Raw genomic sequence first — 24,666 nt, forward strand, 5'->3', positions numbered from 1 at the left:
CGCTGCGTTGGTATGTTGTGCATGCCTACTCCGGTATGGAGAAGGCTGTCGAACGCAATCTGCGCGAGCGCATCGACCGCGCCGGCATGCAAGACCAATTTGGGCGCATTCTGGTGCCGACCGAAGAGGTGGTCGAGGTCAAGAACGGCAAGAAATCGGTCACCGAGCGCCGCTTCTTCCCGGGCTACGTCCTGGTCGAGATGGTGATGAGCGATGACACCTGGCACCTGGTCAAGAACACCTCCAAGGTGACCGGGTTCGTGGGTGGCGCCAAGAACCGTCCGGTGCCCATCTCGGAAGACGAGGTCATGAAGATCGTCAACCAGATGCAAGAAGGCATCGAGAAGCCCCGGCCCAAGGTGGAGTGGGAAGTCGGCGAAGTGGTGCGCGTCAAGGAAGGTCCGTTCACCGATTTCAACGGTGCCATCGAAGAAGTCAATTACGACAAATCGAAGGTGCGCGTGTCGGTCACGATTTTCGGTCGCGCCACGCCGGTTGAGCTCGATTTCGGGCAGGTTGAAAAAATCTGACCATCTATTGATCAAGCCCCGATGGTGGGGCGGTTGCCGCAAGGTGCCGAACGCCATCCGTTGCTGCCGATGACGAGATATCGGTGCGAGGAGCCCAGGTAATCAGCCCGTGGGCGTTGGAACTCAGCCACTTTGGCGCGGCCGCCGGGGTGGTTCCAGGAGAAAGAAATGGCCAAGAAAATTGTCGGCTTCATCAAGCTGCAAATTCCGGCAGGCAAGGCTAACCCTTCGCCTCCGGTCGGTCCGGCGCTGGGTCAGCGCGGTCTGAACATCATGGAATTCTGCAAGGCGTTCAACGCCCAGACGCAGAGCATGGAGCCGGGTCTCGTGCTGCCGGTCGTGATCACCGCGTTCGCAGACAAATCCTTTACCTTCGTCATCAAGACGCCGCCCGCAACGGTGCTGATCAAGAAGGCAGCCAAGCTGGACAAGGGTTCGCCCCGTCCGCACACCGACAAGGTGGCCAAGCTGACGCGCGCGCAGATCGAAGAGATCGCCAAGACCAAGATGAAGGACCTGACGGCTGCCGACCTGGACGCCGCGGTTCGTACGATTGCCGGCTCCGCCCGTTCGATGGGCGTGACCGTGGAAGGGGTGTGACATGGCTAAGCTGACGAAACGCCAAAAGGCCCTCGAAGGCAAAGTGGACAGCACCAAGCTGTACGCCATCGAAGATGCTCTCAAGATCGTGCAAGAGTGCGCCACCGCCAAGTTCGATGAATCCATCGACGTGGCCGTGCAACTCGGCGTGGACGCCAAGAAGTCGGATCAGGTCGTGCGTGGCGCCGTGGTGCTGCCCAACGGCACTGGCAAGACCAAGCGCGTGGCGGTGTTCGCCCAAGGCGCCAAGGCTGAAGAAGCCAAGGCTGCTGGCGCTGACGTGGTCGGCATGGAAGACCTGGCTGAGCAAGTCAAGGCTGGCAACATCAACTTCGACGTCGTGATCGCTTCGCCGGACACGATGCGCATCGTTGGTACGCTGGGTCAGATCCTCGGCCCCCGCGGTTTGATGCCGAACCCGAAGGTCGGCACCGTGACGCCCGACGTCGCCACCGCCGTGAAGAACGCCAAGGCTGGCCAAGTGCAGTTCCGTGTCGACAAGGCCGGTATCGTGCACGGCACCATCGGCCGTCGTTCGTTCGACGCCGACAAGCTCAAGACCAACCTGGCAGCGCTGCTGGATGCGTTGACCAAGGCCAAGCCGGCCACCAGCAAGGGCATTTACCTGCGCAAGGTGGCGGTGTCGTCGAGCATGGGCGTGGGCGTGCGCGTGGACGTGTCGTCCGTGAACGTGGGCGCTTGAGCCTGAAGTGAATCAGGGTTTGGCGGGTGTCTGACGCCAAACCGAAAAGATTGGTGGGCCGTCGCCTTTTCGGAAGCGACGGGCTATCAAAGACCGTTGGCGCGGCGCAAGCTGCTTAATCGAGGCCGGTGAGCGAAGTTTTCGCAAGCAGGCTGGCAAGCCAACGCAGATGGCGGTCCCGCTGGAAGGAATTCGAATGCCGCAAGGCAAGGATTTTCCGGACAGAAGGTCGCTGCAAACCGGGTGCGTCCGGGGTGTCGCAAGGCAAACCGAACGCGTTTTAAGGAGTAGACCTTGAGTCTGAATCGCAACGAAAAAGAAGCCGTTATCGCCGAAGTGGCTGCCCAGGCGGGCAAGTCGCAGACGCTGGCTTTGGCTGAGTACCGCGGACTCACGGTGGCTCAACTGGACCAGCTGCGCCGCATCGCGCGTGCTCAGGGTGTGTATCTTCACGTGCTGAAGAACACCCTGGCGCGCCGCGCTGTCGCAGGCTCGTCCTTTGAAGTCGCCGCTGAGAGCATGAGCGGCCCGCTGATCTACGGTTTCTCTGAAGATGCCGTGGCAGCAGCCAAGGTGATCGCTGACTTTGCCAAGGGCAATGACAAGCTGGTCATCAAGGCGGGTGCTTATGCAGGCAAGGCCCTGGACGCCAATGGTGTCAAGGCGCTGGCCTCCATCCCCAGCAAGGAAGTGCTGCTGGCCCAATTGTGTGGCCTGCTCAATTCGCCGGTGTCGGGCTTTGCTCGCGTGCTGGCCGCTGTGGCCGAGCAAAAGGGTGGCGGCGCAACCGCCGAAGCCCCGGCTGCTTGAGCCCCGCGCGCGTACTCAATTCAACATTCAACCGATTTTTAGGAAACCAAAATGGCATTCGATAAAGACGCATTCCTGACCGCCCTGGACAGCATGTCCGTGATGGAGCTCAACGAGCTGGTCAAGGCCATCGAAGAGAAGTTCGGCGTGTCGGCCGCTGCAATGGCCGCTCCCGCTGCTGGCGGTGCTGCTGGTGGCGCTGCCGCTGCTGCTGAAGAGAAGACCGAATTCAACGTGGTGCTGGTTGAAGCCGGTGCCAACAAGGTCGGCGTGATTAAGGCTGTCCGTGAAATCACCGGCCTGGGCCTCAAGGAAGCCAAGGATCTGGTGGACGGCGCTCCGAAGAACGTCAAGGAAGGCGCTGCCAAGGCTGACGCTGAAGCTGCCGTCAAGAAGCTGGTCGAAGCTGGCGCGAAGGCTGAACTCAAGTAATTCTTGGGTTGAAGCGAGGCTGGCGTCCGTTTCGGGCTGCCAGCCTTTTCGCACTTCAGGGGTTTGTCGCCCCTGAGGGCACTTGAAAGGATGTTGCCGACCGCAGCGCCCTTCCAAGTGTTCTCTGAACCGACTGCAGAGAACCGGTTTGGTCGGACCGAGGTGCAATGCCTCGGTTGTCCGCCAGCGGTTGGTAGTGGCCAACCACCAAGCTTCGAACGCAATGTTCGAAAAGCCAGTCGCCGAACCGAGAAGCGCCGCGCAGGGCCCGCCGGCGCCTCGACACGGAGTCATTGATGGCGAAAGCAACCCCCTACAGCTACACCGAGCGCAAGCGTATTCGCAAGAGCTTTGGCAAACGCACGAGCGTGCTGAATGTTCCTTACCTGTTGACGATGCAGAAGGACTCGTACGTCGCCTTCTTGCAAAAGGACGTTCCGCCTGCCAAGCGCAAACCGGAAGGTTTGCAAGCGGCCTTCTTGTCCGCGTTCCCGATCGTCTCGCACAACGGGTTCGTGGAAATGAAATTCCTCGAATACAACATCGCCAAACCGGCGTTCGATACGCGCGAGTGTCAGCAGCGGGGTTTGACTTATGCAGCGGCCGTGCGCGCTCGCCTGCAGATGATCATCTATGACCGTGAAACTTCGACCTCGCAGTCGAAGGTGGTCAAGGAGATCAAGGAGCAAGAGGTCTACATGGGCGAAGTGCCCCTGATGACCGACTACGGCTCGTTCATCGTGAACGGCACCGAGCGCGTGATCGTGTCGCAGCTGCACCGCTCGCCGGGCGTGTTCTTCGAGCACGACAAGGGCAAGACCCACAGCTCGGGCAAGCTGCTGTTCAGCGCCCGCATCATTCCGTACCGCGGCTCGTGGCTCGACTTCGAATTCGACCCGAAGGACATCCTGTACTTCCGCGTCGACCGTCGCCGCAAGATGCCGGTCACCATCCTGCTGAAGGCCATCGGCCTGAATCCGGAAGCGATCCTGGCGCACTTCTTCGTGTTCGACAACTTCCGCCTGATGGACGCTGGTGCCCAGATGGAATTCGTCGCCGACCGCTTCAAGGGTGAGGTGGCCCGTTTCGACATCACCGACAAGGGCGGCAACGTCGTCGTCGAGAAGGACAAGCGCATCACCGCGCGCCACACCCGCGCGCTGGAGCAATCGGGCACGCAGTTCATCACCGTGCCGGAAGACTTCCTGCTCGGCCGCGTGGTGGCCAAGAACATCGTCGATCCGGACACCGGCGAGATCATCGCCAAGGCCAACGACGAGCTGACTGAGGCGTTGCTCAAGAAGCTGCGCGCCGGTGGCATCAAAGACCTGCAGGTGCTCTACACCAACGAGCTGGATCAAGGCGCGTTCATCTCGCAAACGCTGGCCAGCGATGAAACCGCTGACGAGCTGGCTGCCCGCGTGGCCATCTACCGCATGATGCGCCCCGGCGAGCCGCCGACCGAAGACGCCGTGCAGGCGCTGTTCGGCCGTCTGTTCTACAACCCCGACACCTACGATCTGTCGCGCGTCGGCCGCATGAAGTTCAACGCGCGCGTGCTGCGCGAAGGCTCCGAAGGCCCGATGGTGCTGACCAACGAGGACATCCTCGACGTGGTCAAGATCCTGGTCGATCTGCGCAACGGCCGTGGCGAAGTCGATGACATCGACCACCTCGGCAACCGTCGCGTGCGTTGCGTGGGCGAACTGGCCGAGAACCAGTACCGCTCGGGGCTGGCTCGTATCGAGAAGGCCGTGAAGGAGCGTCTGGGCCAGGCCGAGACCGAAGCCCTGATGCCGCACGACCTGATCAACTCCAAGCCGATCTCGGCTGCGCTGAAGGAGTTCTTCGGTGCGTCGCAGCTGTCGCAGTTCATGGACCAGACCAACCCGCTGTCCGAGATCACGCACAAGCGTCGCGTCTCGGCCCTGGGCCCGGGCGGTCTGACCCGCGAGCGCGCCGGCTTTGAAGTGCGCGACGTGCACCCGACCCACTACGGTCGCGTGTGCCCGATCGAAACGCCTGAAGGTCCGAACATCGGCCTGATCAACTCGCTGGCGCTGTATGCGCAACTCAACGAGTACGGCTTCCTCGAAACGCCGTATCGCCGCGTGATCGACAGCAAGGTGACCGACCAGATCGATTACCTGTCGGCCATCCGCGAAGGCGACTACGTGATCGCGCAGGCCAACGCCTCGCTCGACGCGACCGGCAAGCTGATCGACGAACTCGTGTCGGCCCGTGAAAAGGGTGAGTCGGTGCTGACCAGCCCCGAGCGCATCCAGTACATGGACGTGGCCCCGACGCAGATCGTGTCGGTCGCTGCCTCGCTCGTGCCCTTCCTGGAGCACGATGACGCGAACCGCGCGCTGATGGGCGCCAACATGCAACGTCAGGCCGTGCCGGTGCTGCGCCCCGAAAAGGCGCTGGTCGGTACGGGCGTCGAGCGCGTGGCTGCGGTCGACTCGGGTACGGTGGTGACCGCCAACCGCGGCGGCGTGGTCGATTACATCGACACGAACCGTATCGTGATTCGTGTCAACGATGACGAAGCCGTGGCCGGTGAAGTCGGTGTGGACATCTACAACCTGATCAAGTACCAGCGCTCGAACCAGAACACCAACATCCACCAGCGCCCCATCGTGAGCCGTGGCGACAAGGTGGCGGCGGGCGACGTGATTGCTGATGGCGCCTCGACCGACATCGGCGAGCTGGCCCTGGGCCAGAACATGCTGGTGGCCTTCATGCCCTGGAACGGCTACAACTTCGAAGACTCGATCCTGATCAGCGAGCGCGTGGTGGCCGAAGACCGCTACACCTCGATCCACATCGAGGAACTCGTGGTGATGGCCCGCGACACCAAGCTGGGCAGCGAAGAAATCACGCGCGACATCCCGAACCTGAGCGAGCAGCAACTGGCTCGCCTGGACGAATCGGGCATCGTCTACATCGGCGCCGAAGTTGGCCCGGGCGACGTGCTGGTGGGCAAGGTCACGCCGAAGGGCGAGACCACGCTGACGCCGGAAGAAAAGCTGCTGCGCGCCATCTTCGGCGAGAAGGCGTCCGACGTGAAGGACACCTCGCTGCGTGTTGACCAAGGTACCAACGGCACCGTGATCGACGTGCAGGTCTTCACCCGTGAAGGCATCCAGCGAGACAAGCGCGCCCAGCAGATCATCGACGATGAGCTGAAGCGCTTCCGCCTGGACCTGAACGATCAGCTGCGCATCGTCGAAGCCGACGCGTTCGAGCGGATCGCCAAGCTGCTGGCCGGCAAGGTCGCCAACGGCGGCCCGAACAAGCTGGCCAAGGGTACGGCGATCACTGCCGAGTACCTGCAGTCGATCGAGCGCTACCACTGGTTTGACATCCGCCCGGCGGAAGACGAGCTGGCGAACCAGCTCGAGTCGATCAAGAACTCGCTGGAGCAGACCCGCCACAGCTTCGACCTCGCGTTCGAAGAAAAGCGCAAGAAGCTCACGCAAGGCGACGAGCTGCCCGCTGGCGTGCTGAAGATGGTCAAGGTGCACCTGGCCGTGAAGCGCCGCCTGCAGCCTGGCGACAAGATGGCCGGCCGTCACGGCAACAAGGGTGTGGTGTCGAAGATCGTTCCGGTCGAAGACATGCCCTACATGGCCGACGGCACGCCGTGCGACATCGTGCTGAATCCGCTGGGCGTGCCCTCGCGGATGAACGTGGGTCAGGTGCTTGAAGTGCACTTGGGCTGGGCCGGCAAGGGCATCGGCCAGCGCATCGGCGACATGCTTCAGAAAGAAGCCGCCACGGCCGAGCTGCGCAAGTTCCTCGACGAGCTGTACAACAAGTCGGGCGGCAAGACCGAAGAGCTCAGTGCGCTCAGCGACGCCGAAGTCCGCGAGATGGCGGCCAACCTGAGCAAGGGTGTGCCGTTCGCGACGCCGGTGTTCGATGGTGCCAAGGAAGAAGAAATCCGCGGCATGCTGCAGCTGGCCTATCCGGCCGACATCGCCAAGGCCAAGGGCCTGACGCCGACCCGCACGCAAGCCATCCTGCACGACGGTCGCACCGGTGACGCCTTCGAGCGTCCGGTCACCGTCGGCTACATGCACGTGCTGAAGCTGCACCACTTGGTGGACGACAAGATGCACGCCCGCTCGACCGGCCCGTACTCGCTCGTCACGCAGCAGCCGCTGGGTGGTAAGGCGCAGTTCGGCGGCCAGCGCTTCGGTGAAATGGAAGTGTGGGCGCTCGAAGCCTACGGTGCGTCTTACGTGCTGCAGGAAATGCTGACCGTGAAGTCCGACGACGTGAATGGCCGTACCAAGGTGTACGAAAACATCGTCAAGGGTGAGCACTCGATCGACGCCGGCATGCCCGAGTCGTTCAACGTGCTGGTCAAGGAAATTCGTTCGCTCGGTATCGACATCGAGCTCGAGCGCAACTGAGATAGGAATAGGAGAGCCCCATGAAAGGTTTGCTGGACCTGTTCAAGCAATTCACCCCTGATGAGCATTTCGATGCCATCAAGATCGGCCTGGCCTCGCCCGAGAAGATTCGGTCGTGGTCGTTCGGTGAAGTGAAGAAGCCTGAGACCATCAACTACCGCACGTTCAAGCCCGAGCGTGACGGCCTGTTCTGCGCCAAGATCTTCGGCCCGATCAAGGACTACGAGTGCCTGTGCGGCAAGTACAAGCGCCTGAAGCACCGCGGCGTGATCTGCGAAAAGTGCGGCGTCGAAGTCACCCAGACCAAGGTGCGCCGTGACCGCATGGGTCACATCGACCTGGCTGCGCCCTGCGCGCACATCTGGTTCCTGAAGTCGCTGCCCAGCCGTCTGGGCCTCGTGCTCGACATGACGCTGCGCGACATCGAGCGCGTGCTCTACTTTGAAGCCTACGTGGTGGTGGACCCCGGCATGACCCCGCTGAAGAAGTTCAGCATCATGTCGGAAGACGACTACGACGCGAAGAAGCAGGAGTACGGTGACGAGTTCGAGGCGCTGATGGGCGCCGAGGGCGTGAAGCGCCTGCTCGAGGAGATGGACCTCGACACCGAGATCGAGAAGCTGCGTGGCGACATGACCGGCTCCGAGCTGAAGGTCAAGAAGAATTCCAAGCGCCTCAAGGTGATGGAAGCCTTCAAGAAGTCGGGCATCAAGCCGAACTGGATGATCCTCGATGTGCTGCCCGTGCTGCCGCCGGACCTGCGTCCGCTGGTGCCGCTGGACGGCGGTCGCTTCGCAACAAGCGACCTGAACGACCTCTATCGTCGCGTCATCAACCGCAACAACCGCTTGGCTCGCCTGTTGGAGCTGAAGGCGCCCGAGATCATCGTGCGCAACGAAAAGCGCATGCTGCAAGAAGCGGTCGATTCGCTGCTGGACAACGGTCGTCGCGGCAAGGCCATGACCGGTGCCAACAAGCGCGCGCTGAAGTCGCTGGCCGACATGATCAAGGGTAAGTCGGGTCGCTTCCGTCAGAACCTGCTGGGCAAGCGCGTCGACTACTCGGGTCGTTCGGTGATTACCGTGGGCCCGACCCTCAAGCTGCACCAGTGCGGTCTGCCCAAGCTGATGGCGCTTGAACTCTTCAAGCCTTTCATCTTCGCGCGTCTCGAAGCCATGGGCATCGCGACCACGATCAAGGCTGCCAAGAAGGAAGTCGAAGCCGGCACGCCGGTGGTGTGGGACATCTTGGAGGAGGTCATCAAGGAGCACCCGGTTCTGCTGAACCGCGCGCCGACGCTGCACCGCCTCGGCATCCAGGCTTTCGAGCCCGTGCTGATCGAAGGCAAGGCGATCCAGCTGCACCCGCTGGTTTGCGCGGCCTTCAACGCCGACTTCGACGGTGACCAGATGGCCGTTCACGTGCCGCTGTCGATCGAAGCGCAGATGGAAGCCCGTGCCCTGATGCTGGCCTCGAACAACGTGCTCTTCCCGGCCTCGGGCGAGCCGTCGATCGTGCCGTCGCAAGACGTGGTGCTGGGTCTGTATTACGCGACCCGCGAGCGCATCAACGGCAAGGGCGAAGGCATGGTCTTCGCCGATCTCAAGGAGTTGCAGCGCGCGCTCGACAACGGCGTGGTCGAGATCACCGCCAAGATCAACGTGCGCCTGACCGAGTGGGTCAAGAACAAGGAAACCGGCGAGTTCAAGCCCGAGACCAAGCTGGTCGAGACCACCGTGGGCCGCGCGTTGCTGAGCGAGATCCTGCCCAAGGGCTTGCCGTTCGCCAACATCAACAAGGCGCTGAAGAAGAAAGAAATCTCGCGCCTGATCAACACCTCGTTCCGCAAGTGCGGCCTGAAGGAAACCGTGGTGCTGGCCGACAAGCTGCTGCAAAACGGCTTCCGTCTGGCCACGCGCGCCGGCATCTCGATCGCGATCGACGACATGCTCGTGCCGAAGGAAAAGCCGGGCCTGATCGAGCGCGCCGAGAAGGAAGTGAAGGAGATCGAGCAGCAGTACGTGTCCGGTCTGGTCACCGCTGGCGAGCGCTACAACAAGGTCGTGGACATCTGGGGCAAGACCGGCGACGAAGTCGGCAAGGTCATGATGAGCCAGCTGGCCAAGCAGAAGGTCATCGATCGCAACGGCAAGGAAGTTGATCAGGAGTCGTTCAACTCGATCTACATGATGGCCGACTCGGGTGCTCGCGGTAGCGCCGCCCAGATCCGTCAGCTGTCGGGTATGCGGGGTCTGATGGCCAAGCCGGACGGCTCGATCATCGAGACGCCGATCACGGCGAACTTCCGCGAAGGCCTGAACGTTCTGCAGTACTTCATCTCGACCCACGGCGCCCGCAAGGGTCTGGCCGACACGGCGTTGAAGACCGCGAACTCGGGTTACCTGACGCGTCGTCTGGTCGACGTGACGCAGGATCTGGTCGTGACCGAGCAGGACTGCGGCACCGACAACGGCATCGCCACCCGCGCGCTGGTTGAAGGTGGTGAAGTGATCGAATCGCTGCGCGACCGCATCCTGGGCCGCGTGCCCGCGATCGACGTGCTGCACCCCGAGACGCAAGAAGTGTTGGTGCCGGCCGGCAAGATGCTGGACGAAGACACCCTGGACGAACTCGAGGCCGCAGGCGTCGATGAAGTCAAGGTTCGCACGCCGCTGACTTGCGGCACGCGATTCGGCCTGTGCGCCAAGTGCTACGGCCGCGATCTCGGCCGTGGCGGCCTGGTGAACGCCGGTGAGGCGGTGGGCGTGATCGCCGCGCAGTCGATCGGTGAGCCGGGTACCCAGCTGACCATGCGGACCTTCCACATCGGTGGTGCCGCGTCGCGCGCCGCCATCGCGTCGAGCGTCGAGGCCAAGTCCGACGGTCTGATCGGCTTCAACGCCACGATGCGCTACGTGACCAACGGCAAGGGCGAACTGGTGGTGATTTCGCGTTCGGGCGAAATCGTCATCTCCGACCCGCACGGCCGTGAGCGCGAACGCCACAAGGTGCCGTACGGCGCGACGCTGAACGTCAAGGCAGACCAGTCCGTGAAGGCTGGCCTGATCCTGGCAACCTGGGATCCGCTGACCCGTCCGATCATCACCGAGTTCGCCGGCAAGGCCCGTTTCGAGAACGTCGAAGAAGGCGTGACCGTGGCCAAGCAGGTGGACGAAGTGACCGGCTTGTCCACGCTCGTCGTGATCGACCCGAAACGCCGTGGCGCCGCCAAGGTGGTGCGTCCGCAAGTGAAGCTGCTCGACGCTTCCGGCGCCGAAGTGAAGATCCCGGGTACCGACCACTCGGTGACCATCGGCTTCCAAGTAGGCGCGCTGATCCAGGTGCGCGACGGTCAGGACCTCGCTCCGGGCGAAGTGCTGGCGCGTATCCCGATCGAAGGTCAGAAGACCCGCGACATTACCGGCGGTCTGCCGCGTGTGGCCGAGCTGTTCGAAGCCCGTACGCCGAAGGACAAGGGCACCCTGGCCGAGATCACCGGTACGGTGTCGTTCGGCAAGGAAACCAAGGGCAAGGTGCGTCTGCAGATCACCGATCCGGAAGGCAAGATCTGGGAAGAGCTCGTGCCCAAGGAAAAGAACATCCTGGTGCACGAAGGCCAGGTGGTCAACATGGGTGAGCTGATCGTCGACGGCCCGGCCGATCCGCAGGACATCCTGCGTCTGCTGGGTATCGAGGAACTGGCCCGCTACATCGTTGACGAAGTGCAGGACGTGTATCGCTTGCAGGGCGTGAAGATCAACGACAAGCACATCCAGGTGATCGTTCGCCAGATGCTGCGTCGCGTGCAGATCACCAACCCGGGCGACACGCACTACATCGCTGGCGAGCAGGTGGAGCGCTCCGAGATGCTCGACACCAACGACCGGATGCGCGCCGAGGGCAAGATCCCGGCCACGTATTCCGACGTGCTGCTGGGTATCACCAAGGCTTCGCTGTCGACCGACTCCTTCATCTCGGCCGCTTCCTTCCAGGAAACGACCCGCGTGCTCACCGAGGCTGCCATCATGGGCAAGCGCGACGAGCTGCGTGGCCTGAAGGAAAACGTCATCGTGGGTCGTCTGATCCCGGCCGGTACCGGCTTGGCCTTCCACCAGGCTCGCAAGGCCAAGGAAGAGATGGACGACGCCGAGCGTCGCGCCATCGCCATGCAAGAGGCGGAAGAGAACGCTGCCCTGGCAATGTCGCAACTGGACGAGTCGGCCGAAGAGGCTGCACCCGCTGCCGGTGGCGACGTGGCTGCCGAATAAGCGGTTACGTTCGTGCTGCGGACCCGGGCCGAAAGGCCCGGGTGATCAACCCGCCAGTCACTTGTATTGATTCAGTTTTGATCAGTGCAAGTGACTGGCGGGTTGTTTTTTTGTGCGATCAGCTGGCGTCAGGCGCCGGGCATTGGCGCAGGTCATCGGCCAGCCGCGCCAGCACGGGTTGCCAGGCGGTGCCTTCAAGACGCTGGCCCACCTGGGTGGCCCAGGGCAACAGCCAGCGCGTGATCAGTCCGTGCTGCAAGACGGGCTCCTCTTGTTCAAACGAGACGGCCAGCAGCTCCAGCACCACGGCCAGGTGATCTGGCGGTAGCGGCGCAGCGGCCCAATCCAGCTGGAGATGCTCCATGACGCGCACCAAGTCTTCTCGCACGTCGCCGCCGTCGAGCTGCAACTCGGCGTGCAGGATGACGGTCACGGGGGACTGTGGTGCTCCCAGGTGGAAGGTGCCCCAGTAGTCGCCCGCCAGCGTCTCGAACGAGCCGAGCCCCAGCGCCGAGAACACCTCCGCGCGTTCGCGGTCATCGAGCATCGGGCTGAAGAATCGCGACCACAAGAGCAGATCGATGGCGCCGTCGTCGTCAGGCGCGGGCTTGTCGAGAACGCCTTCGGGCGCGGCGTGGTGCGCCTGGGTTTGCGCGGCGCTCATGTCAAGGACACCAGGGTCGTGGAGACGGATTTCAGCCCGCCTCGCTCTTTCTGATCGCCGCGCCACACGGCGACGCCCACCTTGCCGGCTTTTTCGAGTTCGACCCAACCCGGGAGTTGCAGCACCACTTGCCAGTAGCCACCTTCCCACTTGGGTGCGGCGACCCAGTTGGTGGGCGGCGTGCTGCGTTGCATGGTGCCGAGGCCCTCGGCGTGCATGCGAAACAAGTCTTTGCGATCAGCGCGCCACAGCACGCCTTGCACCGGCTGGCCGGGCGCGCCCATGGTGATCCACGGCGCATCGGCCTGCTCGGGCACGAGCAGGGCGCAGGCGTCGGGGAACAGCGACGGGTTGTCCGTTACCGACGTCACCGGGGCGCTGCAGGGCCAGCGCAGCACGATGCGATAGCCGCGTCCGGCGACGCGCTCGTAATCGAGTTGCACGCGTGGCGTGAGCGGCGTGGTGTGGTCGGCGTAGGCCTTGGCCATATAGCCGCCGGGCTGCATGGCCACGGGCGCGGCCATCATGTCGATGGTTTTCATGTTCGGCTTTTCAGGGGCGGGGGTCAGAACACGGTGGCGCTCTTGCCGGTGTCGAGGTGGAAGTTGTCGTTCCAGTCGTAGGCGATGAGGATGTCCATCAGGGCGCTGGCCTGGCCGTGCTTGCTCCGTTCGCGCTCGGCTTGCAAGGTGGCCATCGCCGTGTGGACGCGCGGGCCGAACAGGCTTTCGAGGTAGCCCGGCGGAATACGCATCTCGTTGGTGGGGCGGCCTTCGCTGTCGAGCTTGTGGGGCGACAGCGGCGGGATGTAGAACACGTTGGGCTCCAGGCCGAACTCGGGGTGCAGCGGCAGCGCCACCTTCCACTGGTGCACCAGCTTCCAGATCGGGCCGTTTTCGTCGTTCAGATAGCCAACGTAGCGCAAGCGGCCCGGGCACTGCCGGGCGCACGCCGGCGCCACGCCTTTCTCGACGCGCGGCAGGCAGAAGATGCACTTGGTGGACACCTGCCGCACCGGGTCGAAGAAGACCTTTTTGTACGGGCAGGCTTCGACGCAGAAGCGGTAGCCGTGGCAATGGTCTTGATTGACCAGCACGATGCCGTCTTCGGCGCGCTTCTCGATGGCGTTGCGCGGGCAGGCGTCTTTGCAGGCGGGGTGCGTGCAGTGGTTGCACAGGCGCGGCAGGTAGAACTGGTGGTTGTCTTGCGGGTATTGGCCCTCGCCGTGGTCTTCGTCCCAGTTCGGGCCCCATTGCGGCTGACCCTCGGGGCGCAGCCAGGGCTTTTCGGCTTCGGCCTCGGTGGCGATCTTGAAGTAGACCTTTTTGTGGTTGAACTTCCACGCGCGGCCATAGCCGGTGTCGGCGTCGGGGATCTCGCCGCGCTTGACCTGCCCGTGGGCATCGCGGCCGCCGATCTCCCAATACTTGGCCGGGAAGCCCTTGCCGGGCATGCTCTCGACGTTGTTCCAGTAGGCGTAGGCCGTGCCTTCGTCGCGGTTCCAGAGGTTCTTGCAGGCCACGGTGCAGGTCTGGCAGCCCAGGCATTTGTTGAGGTCGAGCACCATGGCCAGTTGGCGCTGGACGGGTTGGGGTTGGATCAGGCTCATGCGTGTTGCCCTTGCGGGTTGGCGGATGCGTTGGGGTTGGCGTTGGCGTTGTTTGGCTCCGTCCAGGGGCGGATGCCGATGCGGGTGTCTTGCACATGCGTGCCGGGCTCGAACAGCGCGAAGGCCCACTGCACGTGTCCTCGTCCGCCCGCGAAGTGCATGGGGTTCATGAGCCCGGGCATGATCCACTTGTAGCTGCGGTGATCGGGGAACTGATGCGGCTCCCAGGCATGGAAGAAATACGCCACGTTGGGGCGAACCATGTTGGAGTGCTTGATACGCATGCGTACGGTGCCCAGCCGGTTGAAGATCTCGGCCCAGGCGTGGTCGGCCAGGCCCAGGCGCTTGGCGTCGGCGGGGTTGAGATAGAGCAGCGGCTCGCCGCGTTGCAGGCGCATCAGCAGCGGGGTGTCGCGCCAGATCGAGTGGATGCTCCAGCGCGAGTGGCACGAGATCATCTGGAACGGGTAGTCGCCGCCGGCCTTGGGGCTTTCTTTGTGGGTGGGCAGACTCTCGTTGGCCTCGATGAACCAAGGGTGGTCGATGTAGAACTGCTGGCGGCCCGTGAGCGTGGGCCAGCGCCACTTGTGCTTCACCTGGTGCTGGGCCACGGTCAGCACGCCTTCGCCTTCCCAATCGCCATTGAAGAGCTGCGAGTTGAGCGTGGTGCTGCCGGTGCTGCTGAACTTCTGCACGCCGCTTTGCCGCAGATCGGTGTCTTGCATGCCCGAGGTCGATGAGCTGAAGCGGATGATTTCTTGCGTCACGCCGGGGGCGTCCTTCGGGCCCCAGCCGCCGTCGCAGGCGTAGATCTTGTGGATCTGCTTGAGATCGAATTCCTTCTTCAGCCCGCAAGGCGCGGCGGCGGGCACGTTGCGCTCGATGGCAATCTCTTGCACCCGCTTGGACAGATGCCAGTAGATCTCCCACTCGTCGCGGCTGTCGCCCAGCGGCGGAATGGCGGCGTCGCAGTAGTGGAGGTAGGGCACATACGAGACCGGGTATTTGATCCCGACCTTTTCGTAGTAGCCCGCGGCGGGCAGCAGGTAGTCGGCATGCATGCCGGTGAACGACAGCTTGGGGTTGACGTCCACCACCAGATCCAGGCTGGGCCACAGCTCGTTGAGCGCGTGTTGCGGCAGGTTGCTGCGGCGCAGAACGTTGTTGCCCCCGGTGATCCAGGCCTTGGGCGGGGTCTTCTCGGGGCGCGGAAAGGTCGGCATCCAGCCCTTGCGGCGCGCCTCGGCGTCGTAGTCGCTCAGGGTGCGCGAGTAGCCGGCGGCGCGCGTCTCGCGGTCGAGCTCGCCTTTGATGCCGGCAAAGTTGAGGTTGGCCGAAGCGCTGTTGGTGGCGCACACCCGCTCGTTGGTGATGCGCTGGGTTTCGGTGAGCGTGATTTCGAGCGGCGTCTTCTTGCGCATCACCAGCTCGGCTGCCGTGCGAAAGATGCCGCCCCAGCCCAGCGCCTCAAGGGCCACGCCCATCAGCCCGCCCAGGCCAGGCGCTTTCAGCTCGGTGGCGATCTCGAAGCCCTCGATGGCAAACCAGCCGGTGGCGTTGAGGCCGGCGCCGCGCTTGCCGATGGCCCCCTTGAGTGCCAGGCACAGGATCTTCGAGCGGTTCATCAGATCGGCGTGCAAGAAGCGGTTCGAGCCCCAGCTCGACAGCACCAGCGGACGCTCGGCCTTGGCAAAGCCTTCGGCGAACGCCTCGACTTGCGCAACGCTGAGGCTGGTGACCTGCGCCGCCCGCTCGAACGTCCAGAGGTCGAGCTGCTCTTTCAAGATGGCGCCCACCGGCGCTACCTGAACGGTCTTGCCGTCCTTGAGCGTGGCGCTGTAGAGCCCCTCGATGGCCGGGTCGACGTCTTGCAAGAACAGCCGGGGGTTGTCGCTGCCCTCGCCGGCGGGGGCCGCCGCGATCCGCCGGGCCCGCAAGTCGTACCAATAAAACACGCCGGTGCGGCCCTCGGGCTTGAGGTCGCTCTCGGCCAGAAACTGCCCCGTGTCCAGCCGCACCAGCATGGGCAAATCGGTCTGCTCTTTCACGTAGGCCCAGTTCACGCGATCGGTGGCCCAGATGTGGCGCGCGGTGGCCAGCGCCAGCGCGGCGTCGGTGCCGGCGCGTATCGGCAGCCAGTGATCGGCGTGCGTGGCGGTGGCCGAGAAGATCGGGTCGACCACCGTGAGCGTGGCGCCCTTGTAGCGGGCCTCGAACAAGAAATGCGCGTCCGGGATCTGGGTGACGGCGGGGTTCATGCCCCAGACGACGAGGTGATCGGACAAGAACCACTCGTCCGAGCTGCCGCCCATGTGCGGAAACCCGAACGTCAGCATCGAGCCGATGTTGAGATCGCCCACCTCGGCCCAGTCGTCGGCGATCGTGGCGCCCAGTTGCCCGAAGAACTTGATGCGCCCGGCGGTCGTGGCGCCGTAATCGAAGTGCGGGCCGAGATCGTGGTAGATCGCCTCGACACCGTGCTGCTGGGCGATGTCCACCATCTTGCCGGCGATCTCGTCGATGGCCTGCTCCCACGAGATCTTCTGCCACTGCCGCGAGCCTCGCTCGCCCACGCGCTTGAGCGGTGTCGTCAAGCGCGACGGGCCATACATCACGTGGGTGTAGCAGGCCCCTTTCTGGCAGCCGCGCGGGTTGAAGTCGGGCACCACGCCGGGCTCGGACGACGCGTAGTTGGCCGCCTGCTCCTCGCGCACGATGACGCCGTTCTTGACGTAGATGTCCCAGTTGCAGGCGCTGCGGCAGTTCAGCCAGCCGTGCGAGCCCTTGGCCACCTTGTCCCACGTCCAGCGCTGGCGGTACAGATCCATCCAGGATCCCAGCTTCTCTTGCGTGCGCGGGCCCAGCGGCACACCGCTGGCCTGATGCCGGCGGGGGCTGAAGTGATACAGCGGCAGGCCCGCCACCGCCGTGGCGCCGGCACCCAGCGCCGCATACTTGAACAGGGTTCGTCTCGTGAGCGTCATCGCACCCTCTCGTTGTCGTGTTGTCTCGTGGTGTTGTCGTGATCCCGACACGGTTGTGTCGTCTTCACGCCACTTTGAGCGTAGTGAGCGACGGCCCGGCGCGCCGGTGAGGGCATGACAACAATCGGTGAATAATGGCCAGCATGCAGAACGAAGCCTCGCCACCACGCCGGCAGCGCCGGGTTCCGGTGCACTACTTCGGGCAGTTGCTCGACTACATCGACGCGCAGGGCGGGCAGTCTCGGCGGGTGCAGGGCGCCGCCGGGCTGCGCGCCGAGGCGCTGCGGCCCGACGGGCGCGTCGAGCTGGCGCGGGTCGATCGTCTGCTCGACGCCGCCGAGCGCGAGCTGGGCGCCGGCTTTGGGCTGCGTTTCGGGCTGCAGCTGTCGCTGGCCTCGCACGGCAGCCTGGGCTTCGCGACGATGGCCAGCCGCAGCATCGGCGAAGCCCTGTCGCTGGTGGCCGAGTTCTTTCGCATCCGCAGCCCGCTGGTCTGGATCAGCCTGCTGGCCGAGGGCGACGAGGCGCGGCTGACGATCCAGCGCGCGCAGCCCCTGGCCCGGCACGACGTGGTGGTCGACATCACCCTGGGCTGCACGTTCTCATCGCTGCGCTTTCTGGCCCAAGGCGCCTTGCGGCTGCGCCGGGTCGAGCTGTGCCGGCCAACGGTGGACGACGCTTATGCGCGCACCTTCGGCTGCCCGGTGCGCGCGGCCTGCGCGGCGGACGCTCTCGTTTTCGCGCGCGCCGATCTCGACCGCCCGCTGCCGCTGGGCGACGCCACGGCGCTGGCCCAGGCGCGAGCGGCCTGCGCGGCCGAGCTGGTCACGGCCGGTGACACCGCCGGCGTGGCCGCCCAGGTGCGCGGCGTGCTGGCCTCGGCGGGCGAAAGCTTCCCCGATGCCGACACCGTGGCGGCGCGCCTGCGCCTGTCGGCGCGCACCCTGCGCCGGCGCCTGAGCGACGAAGGCGTGCGGCTTCAGGAGCTCGCCGACGAAGAGCGCTTGCGGCAGGCCTTGCGCTGGCTGGGCGATACCGACGAGAGCGTGCAGCGCATCGGCGAGCGTCTGGGCTACGCCGACCCGTCGAACTTCGGCCACGCCTTCAAGCGCTGGACGGGGCAATCCCCCCAGGCCTGGCGCAAGGCGCGGCGGCAGGCCGGCTGAGGCGCGCTGGCGGCGCGGCTCATTGCGGCAGCGCCAGCATCATCGCCACCGTGCTGCGCGCCAGCAGCTCGACGACCTGATCCTCGCTGTCGTAGCGGCGATCGGCCAGCCCCAGGCCGAATTGCAAGGTGAGGGCGACGACCGCGTCGGCACCCATGCGGCGCATGGCGTCGCTCAGCCCCGCGGCGGCAGCCAGTCCGGCGAGGTCGCGCGCGAGGTCGGCGCTCAGCTCGTCGAGCAACTGCCGTCCGCAGGCTCCGAGGGTGGATTGCGGGCGGTGCTGCTCGGCCAGAAACAGCCGCAGCAGGCCCGCGTGCCTGACGGCCGCGCGGATCGACAGCCGATAGGCCTCGACCGACGCGGCGACCAGATCGCTGCTGGTGCGCAGCGGCGCGCGCGCGGCATCGAGGCTGTGGCGCAACTGCTGCACCAGCTGCGTGGCCAGCTCGCGCAGCAGCTCGTCCATGTCGCGAAAGTGCACGTAGAACGTGGGCTGGGCCACCCCCGCCCGCTGAGTGATCCGCCCCGTGGTGAGCCCGTCGGGGCCGTGTTCGAGCAGCACGGCCATGGCGGCGTCGAGCAGGCGATGGCGGGTCAGGAGCTTGGCTTCCTTGCGGCTGAGGGGGCGGGCGGCGGCGGGCATGGGCGGGGCAACGGTGCGCTTGATCGGGCGATTGTCTTATAGGTCGAATCAGCCGACTTGGTCGGGCTGGATCCGGCTGGCATTCGGCGGGCGTTCGGCATCGATACTCGGTAGTTTCCTGGGGCCGGGCAACGAATGGCTTTGAAGTGGGTCAATGATCGCCTATAGATCTATCGGTGAAACTGCGTGCGCTGCCTGTCGCCGCGACGGGCCAACCGGAAAGGGTTCGACATGCTGTTTCGCTTCATCGATCAATGGCGCACGATGCTGGGCATGGGGCTGGGCAAGCCGAATATGTGGGATCACGCCCGCATGGTCTTTTGCGACATCCCGGTGGACGCGGCCAAGGTGCGGAGCTGGCTGCCGTTTCCGCTGCGACTGGCCCGGCCGGCGCGCGCCACGCTGTTCATCGCCGACTACCCCAAGACCACGTTCGGCTGCGTCTACCGCGAGGCGGCGGTGCTGATCCATGCCCGCCTGTTCGGCATCTTCCCGGTGCTGCATTGCCCGTGGATGGTGGTGGATTGCGATCAGGCGCTGATCTGGGGGCGCGAGCTGCTGGGGTACCCGAAGAAGATGGCGCAGATCGAGTTCGCCGAGGGGCCGGACGGCCGCTTTCACGGCAGCGTGGCGCGGCGCGGCTTCGAGGTGATGCGCTTCGAGGGCGCGGTCGGCGCGCGCGACTCCCAGCCCGGCCCGGGCATCGGCCGCATGCAGGTCAACATCCGCTCGCACATCAGCGTCTTCATGCCGGGGCACTTGCTGACGGTGCGGCCGTCCGAGACGGTCCACGAAGCCAACCAGATGCAGCTGCGCGTGGAGCTGAAGGACTCGCCCTACGAGCCGCTGGGCATCGCCGCCGGGCCGGCCGAGCGCGCGACGATCCGCACCTGCGATATCGGCGGCGGGCTGTTCCCGCCACCCATGCGGATCTGGCCGGTGGGGCCGGCGTTCATGACGCGGCTGTCGCACCTGCTGCGCACGCGCTGAGGGGAGGCCGCGATGACACAGTCGAACCCGTCGGCGGGCGGCGCGGGCGGGCTGCCCGGCCTGGCCGGGTGGTCGGCCGGACTGGCGGCGGTGGCCGAGCTGCCCCGCTCGGCGCGACGCGACGTGGAGGCGGCGATCGAGCTGGCGCGGCGCTTCAACGCCGAGGTGGTGCGGCTGCTGGCGCTCGACCTTGACCGCGCCGTGCAAGACGACCCCGAGCTGCTGGCACACGGCTTCATCGCGCAAGCCAACGAGTGGCGCCTGTTCACGCGCTGGCTGCCCAAGATGTTTGGCGGCGCGGGCTGGAACATGCTGTCGCTCTACGCCTTCATCGAGGAGGTGTCGAGCGAGTGCGTCGGGCTGGCCAACGTGATCGGGGTGCACTACCTGGGCGTGGCCACGCTGCTGTCCACCTGGAACATGCGCCTGGCGCTGCGCGTGTTCGCCGACGTGGTGGCGGGCGAGCGAGCACGCCGGCCCTGCCTCGTCTCGCTGGCCATCACCGAGCCGCACGCCGGCACCGACGTCGAAGAGACCGAGCTGGTCGACCGCGCCCGCCTGGGCACCACGGCCACGCGCCAGCCCGACGGCAGCTACCGGCTCGACGGGCGCAAGGTGTTCATCTCGAACGGGCACGTATCGACCTGGCACATGGTCATCTCCTACGAAGATCGTCGCCACCCCGCCGACACCACCGTCGTCGCGGCCGTGCGTACCGGCACGCCGGGGTTCTCGTTCGGGGCCAAGGAAAAGAAGATGGGGCAGAAGGCCTGCGTGGCGTCCGAGCTGCTGTTCGATGACTGCCGCGTGCCGCCCGAGCAGGTGGCGCTGGACCGCGAGCAGACCCGCGCGCTCGGGCGCCCGCATCGCGACATCGCGCAGACGGTGATCGACTACGTGGTGTCGTCCACGCGCGCCGGGGTCGGCGCCTTCGCGGCCGGCACGGCGCGCGGCGCCGCCGAGGCGGCCACCCGCTACGCCGCCACCCGGCAATTGGCCGGCGGGCAGCTCCTGATCGAGCAGCAATGGGCCCAGACGTTGCTCGCCGACATGGCCCAGCACGCCGCGCAGGCCCGGCAGGCCTACATCGAGTCGGCCCTGGCCAACGGGCTGGGCGGGCTGTACCAGGTGCTGTTCGCCCAGCCGGCCTACGGCGCCGACCGCCTCATGCCCCGCGCCTGGATGCGCCGGGGCGGCGCGCTGGCGCTGCGCAGCGACTGGCTCACGCGCTGGTTCCAGCGGCGCTACCTCGGCGCGTATCCGCCGTGCTGGCAGCACCTCACCTCGGGCGTGGCCTCGCTGGCCAAGGTGGCGTGCAGCGATTTCGCGGTGAAGAACGCCGGCCTGGCGATCGAGCTGATGGGGGCGGACGGCCTGCGCCACGAGTACGGCGTCGAGAAACGCCTGCGCGACGCCAAGCTGCTGCAGATCTACGAAGGCACCAACCAGCTCAACCGCATCAACTATTTCAAGTGCCTGCTGCGGCCGCACGAGGGCGTGCGCGTTTTCTTGCGCAACTGCGCGGTGTGAGGAGTCAACCATGAGCCACGACAGCTGCGAGATGCGCTGGCCCGACGACGGGCTGCACGACTGGTGGGACGCCGCCGATGCCTTCGCGCGCGGCCAACTGGCGGGCGACGCCGCGAGCCGGGGCGACGAGGTCAGGGCCGCCATGCGCGAGATGGGCATGGCCTCGATCTGCGCCGACGAGCGCCTCGGCGGGCTGGCGCAAGGCGCGGCGGCGCTGGCGCGCGTCCTCGAGGCCCTCGGCGCGGTCGATGCCTCGGCGGCTGCGGTGATCTACGCCCAGGCGGCCGCCCATCGGGCCTTGCGCTGCGCGAGCCTGCCGGCCGATGCGTGGCGGCGGCACGCGCCCGATCTGGCCGATGCCTGGCTGGCCTGGCCGGGCTACCGGGCGCTCGACGAAGGCAGTTGGCCCGCGCTGACGGCGTCGCCCGGCGCCGACGGCGGCGCCACGGCGGCGCTGAGTGGCGAGGTGCCGATGCTGCTGCTCGGCGACTCGGCCGACTGGGCCGTGTTGCCGGCTTGCGCGCCAGACGGCACGCGCCCCCTGGTGCTGCTCGATCTGCGGCACCCCGGCGTGCGGCGCGGCGCGCCCATCCGCACCCTCGGGCTGACGGCGTGCGGCGCGGCCGACCTGTGCCTGACCGCCGCGCCGTGCCTGCTCCTCGGGGTGGACGCGGCGACCGCGTTCCGGCGTGGCGCGCCGCTGCTGGCCGCCGGGGTGATCGCCATGCAATGCGGGGTCATGCGCGGCAGCCTGCAAGCCGCTCAGACCTACGCCGCCGATCGCCACCAAGGCGGCGGCGACCTGCTGGGGTGGGGCGAAGTGCGGCGCCTGCTGTCGCTGATGCATGAGCGCTGGCGCGCGGCCCGGGGGCTGCTCGCCCAGGCCGTGGCGGCGGACGAGCCGGCGGGGGCGGCCGATGCCGCGTCGGCGGAATACGGCGCCTTGCACGCTGGCGCGCTGGCCTGCGAACTCACGCTCGACGGGGTGCAACTGCTGGGCGGCAACGGCTACATGAAAGACTACGGTCAGGAGCGCCGCCTGCGCGACGCGCGCCAACTGCAAAGCCTGCCGGGCGGCGTGGCCTGGCGGCGCCAGCGGCTCATCTCGCAAGCGCTGGCGGCCTGACGCGGCGCTCAGCAGCCCGCCGCGCTGTCCGGCGGGGGCAGACCGCTCCAGCGCGCGGCGGGCACGATCTCCAGCCCCACCGCGCGAGCCCGGCGAGCCAGCTTGAGCAGCGCGGCGTCCTTGCTGATGAGCCAGCGCGCGCCCACGGCCAGGGCCAGGTCGATGAACACCTGATCCTCCGGGTCCTTGCAGCGCATCGGGCCGCGCGGCGGGCGATCGACGAAGCGGGCGGGCTCGAACGCGGCGGCCATCGTTTCGGGGTGCGGTTGCCAGCGCGCAAAGCAATCGCGCGGCCAGACCAGACCCCACTCGCGCCGCATCGCCTCGCAAGCCACCCAGCGCACGGCGCCGGCCGCCACCGCTGCGGCGATCGGCTGCATCGCGGGGTCGCGAAAGAGGTGCCAGTCGAGCAGCGCGTTGGTGTCGAGGATGATGATGGGCGGCATGACTACCCCTCGCCTGCGGCATACCGCAGTCGGTCCCCCGAGGGGACGGAGCCCGGCTTCGGGCGGCCGGGCGCTCGGGCTCCCGCGCTAGCCCATGTCCTATTCACTGAGCTTCCGCGATCACGCCGCCGCCCAGGCAGACGTCGCCGTCGTACAGCACCACCGACTGCCCCGGCGTCACGGCCCACTGCGCCTCGGCGAAACGCACGTCGATGTGCTCGGCGTCGGTCGATTCGAGGCGGCATTCGGCGTCGGCCTGGCGGTAACGCGTCTTGGCGGCCAGCGGGCCGATGGGGGGCGCAAAGCCGGCGACCCAGCTCAGGTCGTCGGCGCGCAGCGCGTGGCTTTGCAGCCAGAGGTGGGCGTGGCCCTGCACCACGTAGAGCGTGTTGGTGGCCACGTCCTTGCGCGCCACGAACCACGGCTCGTGCTCGCCACCGCCGCGCGGCGCACCCTTGTCTTTCACACCGCCGATGCCGATGCCTTTGCGCTGACCCAGCGTGTAAAAGCTCAGCCCGACGTGTTCGCCCAGCACGCGGCCGCGGTCGTCCTTGATCGGGCCGGGCGTGTTCGACAGGTAGCGGTTGAGAAACTCGCGGAACGGCCGCTCGCCGATGAAGCAGATGCCGGTCGAGTCCTTCTTCTTGGCGTTCGGCAGCTTGATCTCGGCGGCGATGCGGCGCACCTCGGTCTTGGGCAGCTCGCCCACCGGGAACAGCGTCTTGCTGATTTGGGCCTGGTTCAGGCGGTGCAAGAAGTAACTCTGATCTTTCAGCGGGTCGAGCCCCTTGAGCAGTTGATGCTGCTCGCCAACTTGCCGGACTCGGGCGTAGTGGCCAGTCGCGATCTTTTCGGCGCCCAGGCGCATCGCGTGGTCGAGGAAGGCCTTGAACTTGATCTCGGCATTGCACAGCACATCGGGGTTGGGCGTGCGGCCGGCCTGGTATTCGCGCAGAAATTCGGCGAAGACGCGGTCTTTGTATTCGGCGGCGAAGTTGACGTGCTCGATCTCGATGCCGATCACGTCGGCCACGCTGGCGGCGTCGAGAAAGTCTTGCCGGCTCGAGCAATATTCGGAGTCGTCGTCATCTTCCCAGTTCTTCATGAAGATGCCGATCACCTCGTGCCCCTGCTGCTTGAGCAGCCAGGCGGACACGGCCGAATCGACGCCGCCGCTCAGCCCGACGACCACCCGCTGACGCCGCACGCCCGCGCTCACAGCGTCTCGGGCTCCATGAAAAGACTGACGTCGGTGTAGATGGAGTCGAGCGGCAGCCGGCGCCCGGCGAGGTGGTCTTCGATGCAGCGCAGCACCAGCGGGCTGCGGTGGCGGTGCGTGCTGGCGCGCAGCTCCTCGGGCGTCATCCAGACGGCGCGGATGACGCCGGTGTCGAGCGCGCGGCCCAGCTCGGGCTCGCCGACGGTGCCGGCGAACGCCAGGCGCACGTAGGTCACGTCTTCGCCCGTGCGGGTGCGCCGAAAACGCGACAGGTAGACGCCCTGAAACGCCAGCGGGGTGAAATGGCAGGCGGTTTCTTCGAGCGCCTCGCGGATCACGCCCTGCAACGGCGACTCGCCCGGGTCGAGGTGGCCGGCGGGGTTGTTGAGCAGCAGACCGTCGGAGGTTTGCTCCTCGACCAGCAGGTAGCGGCCGTCGCGCTCGACAATGGCGGCGACCGTGACATTGGGTTTCCAGCGGTGTGTCATGGTCATTCATTATCGTTGGAGTCGCTTTTCGGAA

19 protein-coding genes are annotated in these 24,666 nt (G+C 66.0%); 11 read left to right on the forward strand and 8 right to left on the reverse strand.

Annotated elements, in window-relative coordinates; genetic code table 11:
• Positions 1-2: 2 nt before the first annotated feature.
• The 7 genes from nusG (at position 3) to rpoC (ending at position 11,767) form a co-directional block, all read left to right on the forward strand.
• Positions 3-530, forward strand: a complete 528-nt coding sequence (nusG, locus tag ACE3SS_RS05580) for a transcription termination/antitermination protein NusG (RefSeq protein ID WP_374592175.1) — start codon at positions 3-5, stop codon at positions 528-530.
• A gap of 168 nt (positions 531-698) precedes the next feature.
• Positions 699-1,130: a 50S ribosomal protein L11 gene (gene rplK / locus ACE3SS_RS05585; protein ID WP_374592176.1), complete on the forward strand. Its 432-nt coding sequence runs from the start codon at positions 699-701 to the stop codon at positions 1,128-1,130.
• Position 1,131: 1 nt separating this feature from the next.
• Entirely contained in the window at positions 1,132-1,833 is a 702-nt protein-coding gene (gene rplA / locus ACE3SS_RS05590) for a 50S ribosomal protein L1 (protein WP_374592177.1), read from the forward strand.
• 294 nt (positions 1,834-2,127) lie between these two features.
• Positions 2,128-2,643, forward strand: coding sequence for a 50S ribosomal protein L10 (gene rplJ, locus ACE3SS_RS05595; RefSeq protein WP_374592178.1), 516 nt, complete (start codon positions 2,128-2,130; stop codon positions 2,641-2,643).
• A gap of 51 nt (positions 2,644-2,694) precedes the next feature.
• A complete protein-coding gene (gene rplL, locus ACE3SS_RS05600) occupies positions 2,695-3,075 on the forward strand; it encodes a 50S ribosomal protein L7/L12 (protein ID WP_374592179.1) in 381 nt (126 codons plus the stop codon).
• Positions 3,076-3,371: 296 nt separating this feature from the next.
• Complete coding sequence (gene rpoB, locus ACE3SS_RS05605; protein WP_374592180.1) at positions 3,372-7,499, forward strand: DNA-directed RNA polymerase subunit beta; 4,128 nt, start codon at positions 3,372-3,374, stop codon at positions 7,497-7,499.
• Positions 7,500-7,519: 20 nt separating this feature from the next.
• Positions 7,520-11,767 (forward strand): DNA-directed RNA polymerase subunit beta', encoded by a 4,248-nt coding sequence (rpoC, locus tag ACE3SS_RS05610; protein ID WP_374592181.1) that lies wholly within the window; start codon positions 7,520-7,522, stop codon positions 11,765-11,767.
• Positions 11,768-11,885: 118 nt separating this feature from the next.
• Here rpoC and ACE3SS_RS05615 read toward each other — a convergent pair whose 3' ends face one another.
• The 4 genes from ACE3SS_RS05615 to ACE3SS_RS05630 are packed head-to-tail and all read right to left on the reverse strand — an operon-like array spanning position 11,886 to position 17,024.
• Positions 11,886-12,431 carry a molecular chaperone TorD family protein gene (locus ACE3SS_RS05615; protein WP_374592182.1) on the reverse strand — a complete coding sequence of 182 codons (546 nt, stop codon included), beginning with the start codon at positions 12,429-12,431 and terminating at the stop codon, positions 11,886-11,888.
• A complete protein-coding gene (locus tag ACE3SS_RS05620) occupies positions 12,428-12,973 on the reverse strand; it encodes a hypothetical protein (protein WP_374592183.1) in 546 nt (181 codons plus the stop codon). Before ACE3SS_RS05620 ends, ACE3SS_RS05615 begins: the two co-directional genes overlap by 4 nt.
• Positions 12,974-12,996: 23 nt before the next feature.
• Complete coding sequence (locus ACE3SS_RS05625) at positions 12,997-14,040, reverse strand: 4Fe-4S dicluster domain-containing protein (RefSeq protein ID WP_374592184.1); 1,044 nt, start codon at positions 14,038-14,040, stop codon at positions 12,997-12,999.
• A complete protein-coding gene (locus ACE3SS_RS05630) occupies positions 14,037-17,024 on the reverse strand; it encodes a molybdopterin-dependent oxidoreductase (protein WP_374592185.1) in 2,988 nt (995 codons plus the stop codon). Before ACE3SS_RS05630 ends, ACE3SS_RS05625 begins: the two co-directional genes overlap by 4 nt.
• Positions 17,025-17,167: 143 nt before the next feature.
• On the opposite strand from ACE3SS_RS05630, the gene ACE3SS_RS05635 reads away from it, so the two are divergent.
• The gene (locus tag ACE3SS_RS05635) at positions 17,168-18,190 is read left to right on the forward strand and encodes an AraC family transcriptional regulator ligand-binding domain-containing protein (protein ID WP_374592186.1); all 1,023 of its coding nucleotides are present in this window, start codon (positions 17,168-17,170) and stop codon (positions 18,188-18,190) included.
• A 19-nt stretch (positions 18,191-18,209) separates the two neighbouring features.
• On the opposite strand, the gene ACE3SS_RS05640 is transcribed toward ACE3SS_RS05635, so the two are convergent.
• A complete protein-coding gene (locus ACE3SS_RS05640; RefSeq protein WP_374592187.1) occupies positions 18,210-18,833 on the reverse strand; it encodes a TetR/AcrR family transcriptional regulator in 624 nt (207 codons plus the stop codon).
• Between the two features lie 231 nt (positions 18,834-19,064).
• On the opposite strand from ACE3SS_RS05640, the gene ACE3SS_RS05645 reads away from it, so the two are divergent.
• From ACE3SS_RS05645 to ACE3SS_RS05655, 3 genes are read left to right on the forward strand one after another with little or no spacing between them, the layout of a single operon-like run.
• Positions 19,065-19,823: an acetoacetate decarboxylase family protein gene (locus ACE3SS_RS05645; protein ID WP_374592188.1), complete on the forward strand. Its 759-nt coding sequence runs from the start codon at positions 19,065-19,067 to the stop codon at positions 19,821-19,823.
• A gap of 12 nt (positions 19,824-19,835) precedes the next feature.
• Positions 19,836-21,353, forward strand: a complete 1,518-nt coding sequence (locus ACE3SS_RS05650; RefSeq protein WP_374592189.1) for an acyl-CoA dehydrogenase family protein — start codon at positions 19,836-19,838, stop codon at positions 21,351-21,353.
• 10 nt (positions 21,354-21,363) lie between these two features.
• Entirely contained in the window at positions 21,364-22,479 is a 1,116-nt protein-coding gene (locus ACE3SS_RS05655) for an acyl-CoA dehydrogenase family protein (protein ID WP_374592190.1), read from the forward strand.
• 8 nt (positions 22,480-22,487) lie between these two features.
• Here ACE3SS_RS05655 and ACE3SS_RS05660 read toward each other — a convergent pair whose 3' ends face one another.
• The 3 genes from ACE3SS_RS05660 to ACE3SS_RS05670 all read right to left on the reverse strand — a co-directional run bounded on the left by ACE3SS_RS05660 (position 22,488) and on the right by ACE3SS_RS05670 (position 24,632).
• Positions 22,488-22,925, reverse strand: coding sequence for a putative toxin-antitoxin system toxin component, PIN family (locus ACE3SS_RS05660; RefSeq protein WP_374592191.1), 438 nt, complete (start codon positions 22,923-22,925; stop codon positions 22,488-22,490).
• Between the two features lie 103 nt (positions 22,926-23,028).
• A complete protein-coding gene (mnmA, locus tag ACE3SS_RS05665; protein WP_374592213.1) occupies positions 23,029-24,132 on the reverse strand; it encodes a tRNA 2-thiouridine(34) synthase MnmA in 1,104 nt (367 codons plus the stop codon).
• Between the two features lie 8 nt (positions 24,133-24,140).
• On the reverse strand, positions 24,141-24,632 hold the full coding sequence (locus ACE3SS_RS05670) for an NUDIX hydrolase (protein WP_374592192.1): 492 nt from the start codon (positions 24,630-24,632) through the stop codon (positions 24,141-24,143).
• Between the last annotated feature and the right edge of the window lie 34 nt (positions 24,633-24,666).

Origin of the sequence: Aquabacterium sp. (assembly GCF_041915145.1) — a bacterium.
GTDB lineage: Bacteria > Pseudomonadota > Gammaproteobacteria > Burkholderiales > Burkholderiaceae_C > Aquabacterium.

Bases quoted from the DNA above. Each gene is read 5' to 3' on its own strand.
- rplK (WP_374592176.1), top strand. From the start codon at position 699: ATGGCCAAGAAAATTGTCGGCTTCATCAAGCTGCAAATTCCGGCAGGC.
- rplA (WP_374592177.1), top strand. From the start codon at position 1,132: ATGGCTAAGCTGACGAAACGCCAAAAGGCCCTCGAAGGCAAAGTGGAC.
- rplL (WP_374592179.1), top strand. From the start codon at position 2,695: ATGGCATTCGATAAAGACGCATTCCTGACCGCCCTGGACAGCATGTCC.
- rpoB (WP_374592180.1), top strand. From the start codon at position 3,372: ATGGCGAAAGCAACCCCCTACAGCTACACCGAGCGCAAGCGTATTCGC.
- rpoC (WP_374592181.1), top strand. From the start codon at position 7,520: ATGAAAGGTTTGCTGGACCTGTTCAAGCAATTCACCCCTGATGAGCAT.
- ACE3SS_RS05615 (WP_374592182.1), bottom strand. From the start codon at position 12,431: ATGAGCGCCGCGCAAACCCAGGCGCACCACGCCGCGCCCGAAGGCGTT.
- ACE3SS_RS05620 (WP_374592183.1), bottom strand. From the start codon at position 12,973: ATGAAAACCATCGACATGATGGCCGCGCCCGTGGCCATGCAGCCCGGC.
- ACE3SS_RS05625 (WP_374592184.1), bottom strand. From the start codon at position 14,040: ATGAGCCTGATCCAACCCCAACCCGTCCAGCGCCAACTGGCCATGGTG.
- ACE3SS_RS05630 (WP_374592185.1), bottom strand. From the start codon at position 17,024: ATGACGCTCACGAGACGAACCCTGTTCAAGTATGCGGCGCTGGGTGCC.
- ACE3SS_RS05635 (WP_374592186.1), top strand. From the start codon at position 17,168: ATGCAGAACGAAGCCTCGCCACCACGCCGGCAGCGCCGGGTTCCGGTG.
- ACE3SS_RS05640 (WP_374592187.1), bottom strand. From the start codon at position 18,833: ATGCCCGCCGCCGCCCGCCCCCTCAGCCGCAAGGAAGCCAAGCTCCTG.
- ACE3SS_RS05645 (WP_374592188.1), top strand. From the start codon at position 19,065: ATGCTGTTTCGCTTCATCGATCAATGGCGCACGATGCTGGGCATGGGG.
- ACE3SS_RS05650 (WP_374592189.1), top strand. From the start codon at position 19,836: ATGACACAGTCGAACCCGTCGGCGGGCGGCGCGGGCGGGCTGCCCGGC.
- ACE3SS_RS05655 (WP_374592190.1), top strand. From the start codon at position 21,364: ATGAGCCACGACAGCTGCGAGATGCGCTGGCCCGACGACGGGCTGCAC.
- ACE3SS_RS05660 (WP_374592191.1), bottom strand. From the start codon at position 22,925: ATGCCGCCCATCATCATCCTCGACACCAACGCGCTGCTCGACTGGCAC.
- ACE3SS_RS05670 (WP_374592192.1), bottom strand. From the start codon at position 24,632: ATGACACACCGCTGGAAACCCAATGTCACGGTCGCCGCCATTGTCGAG.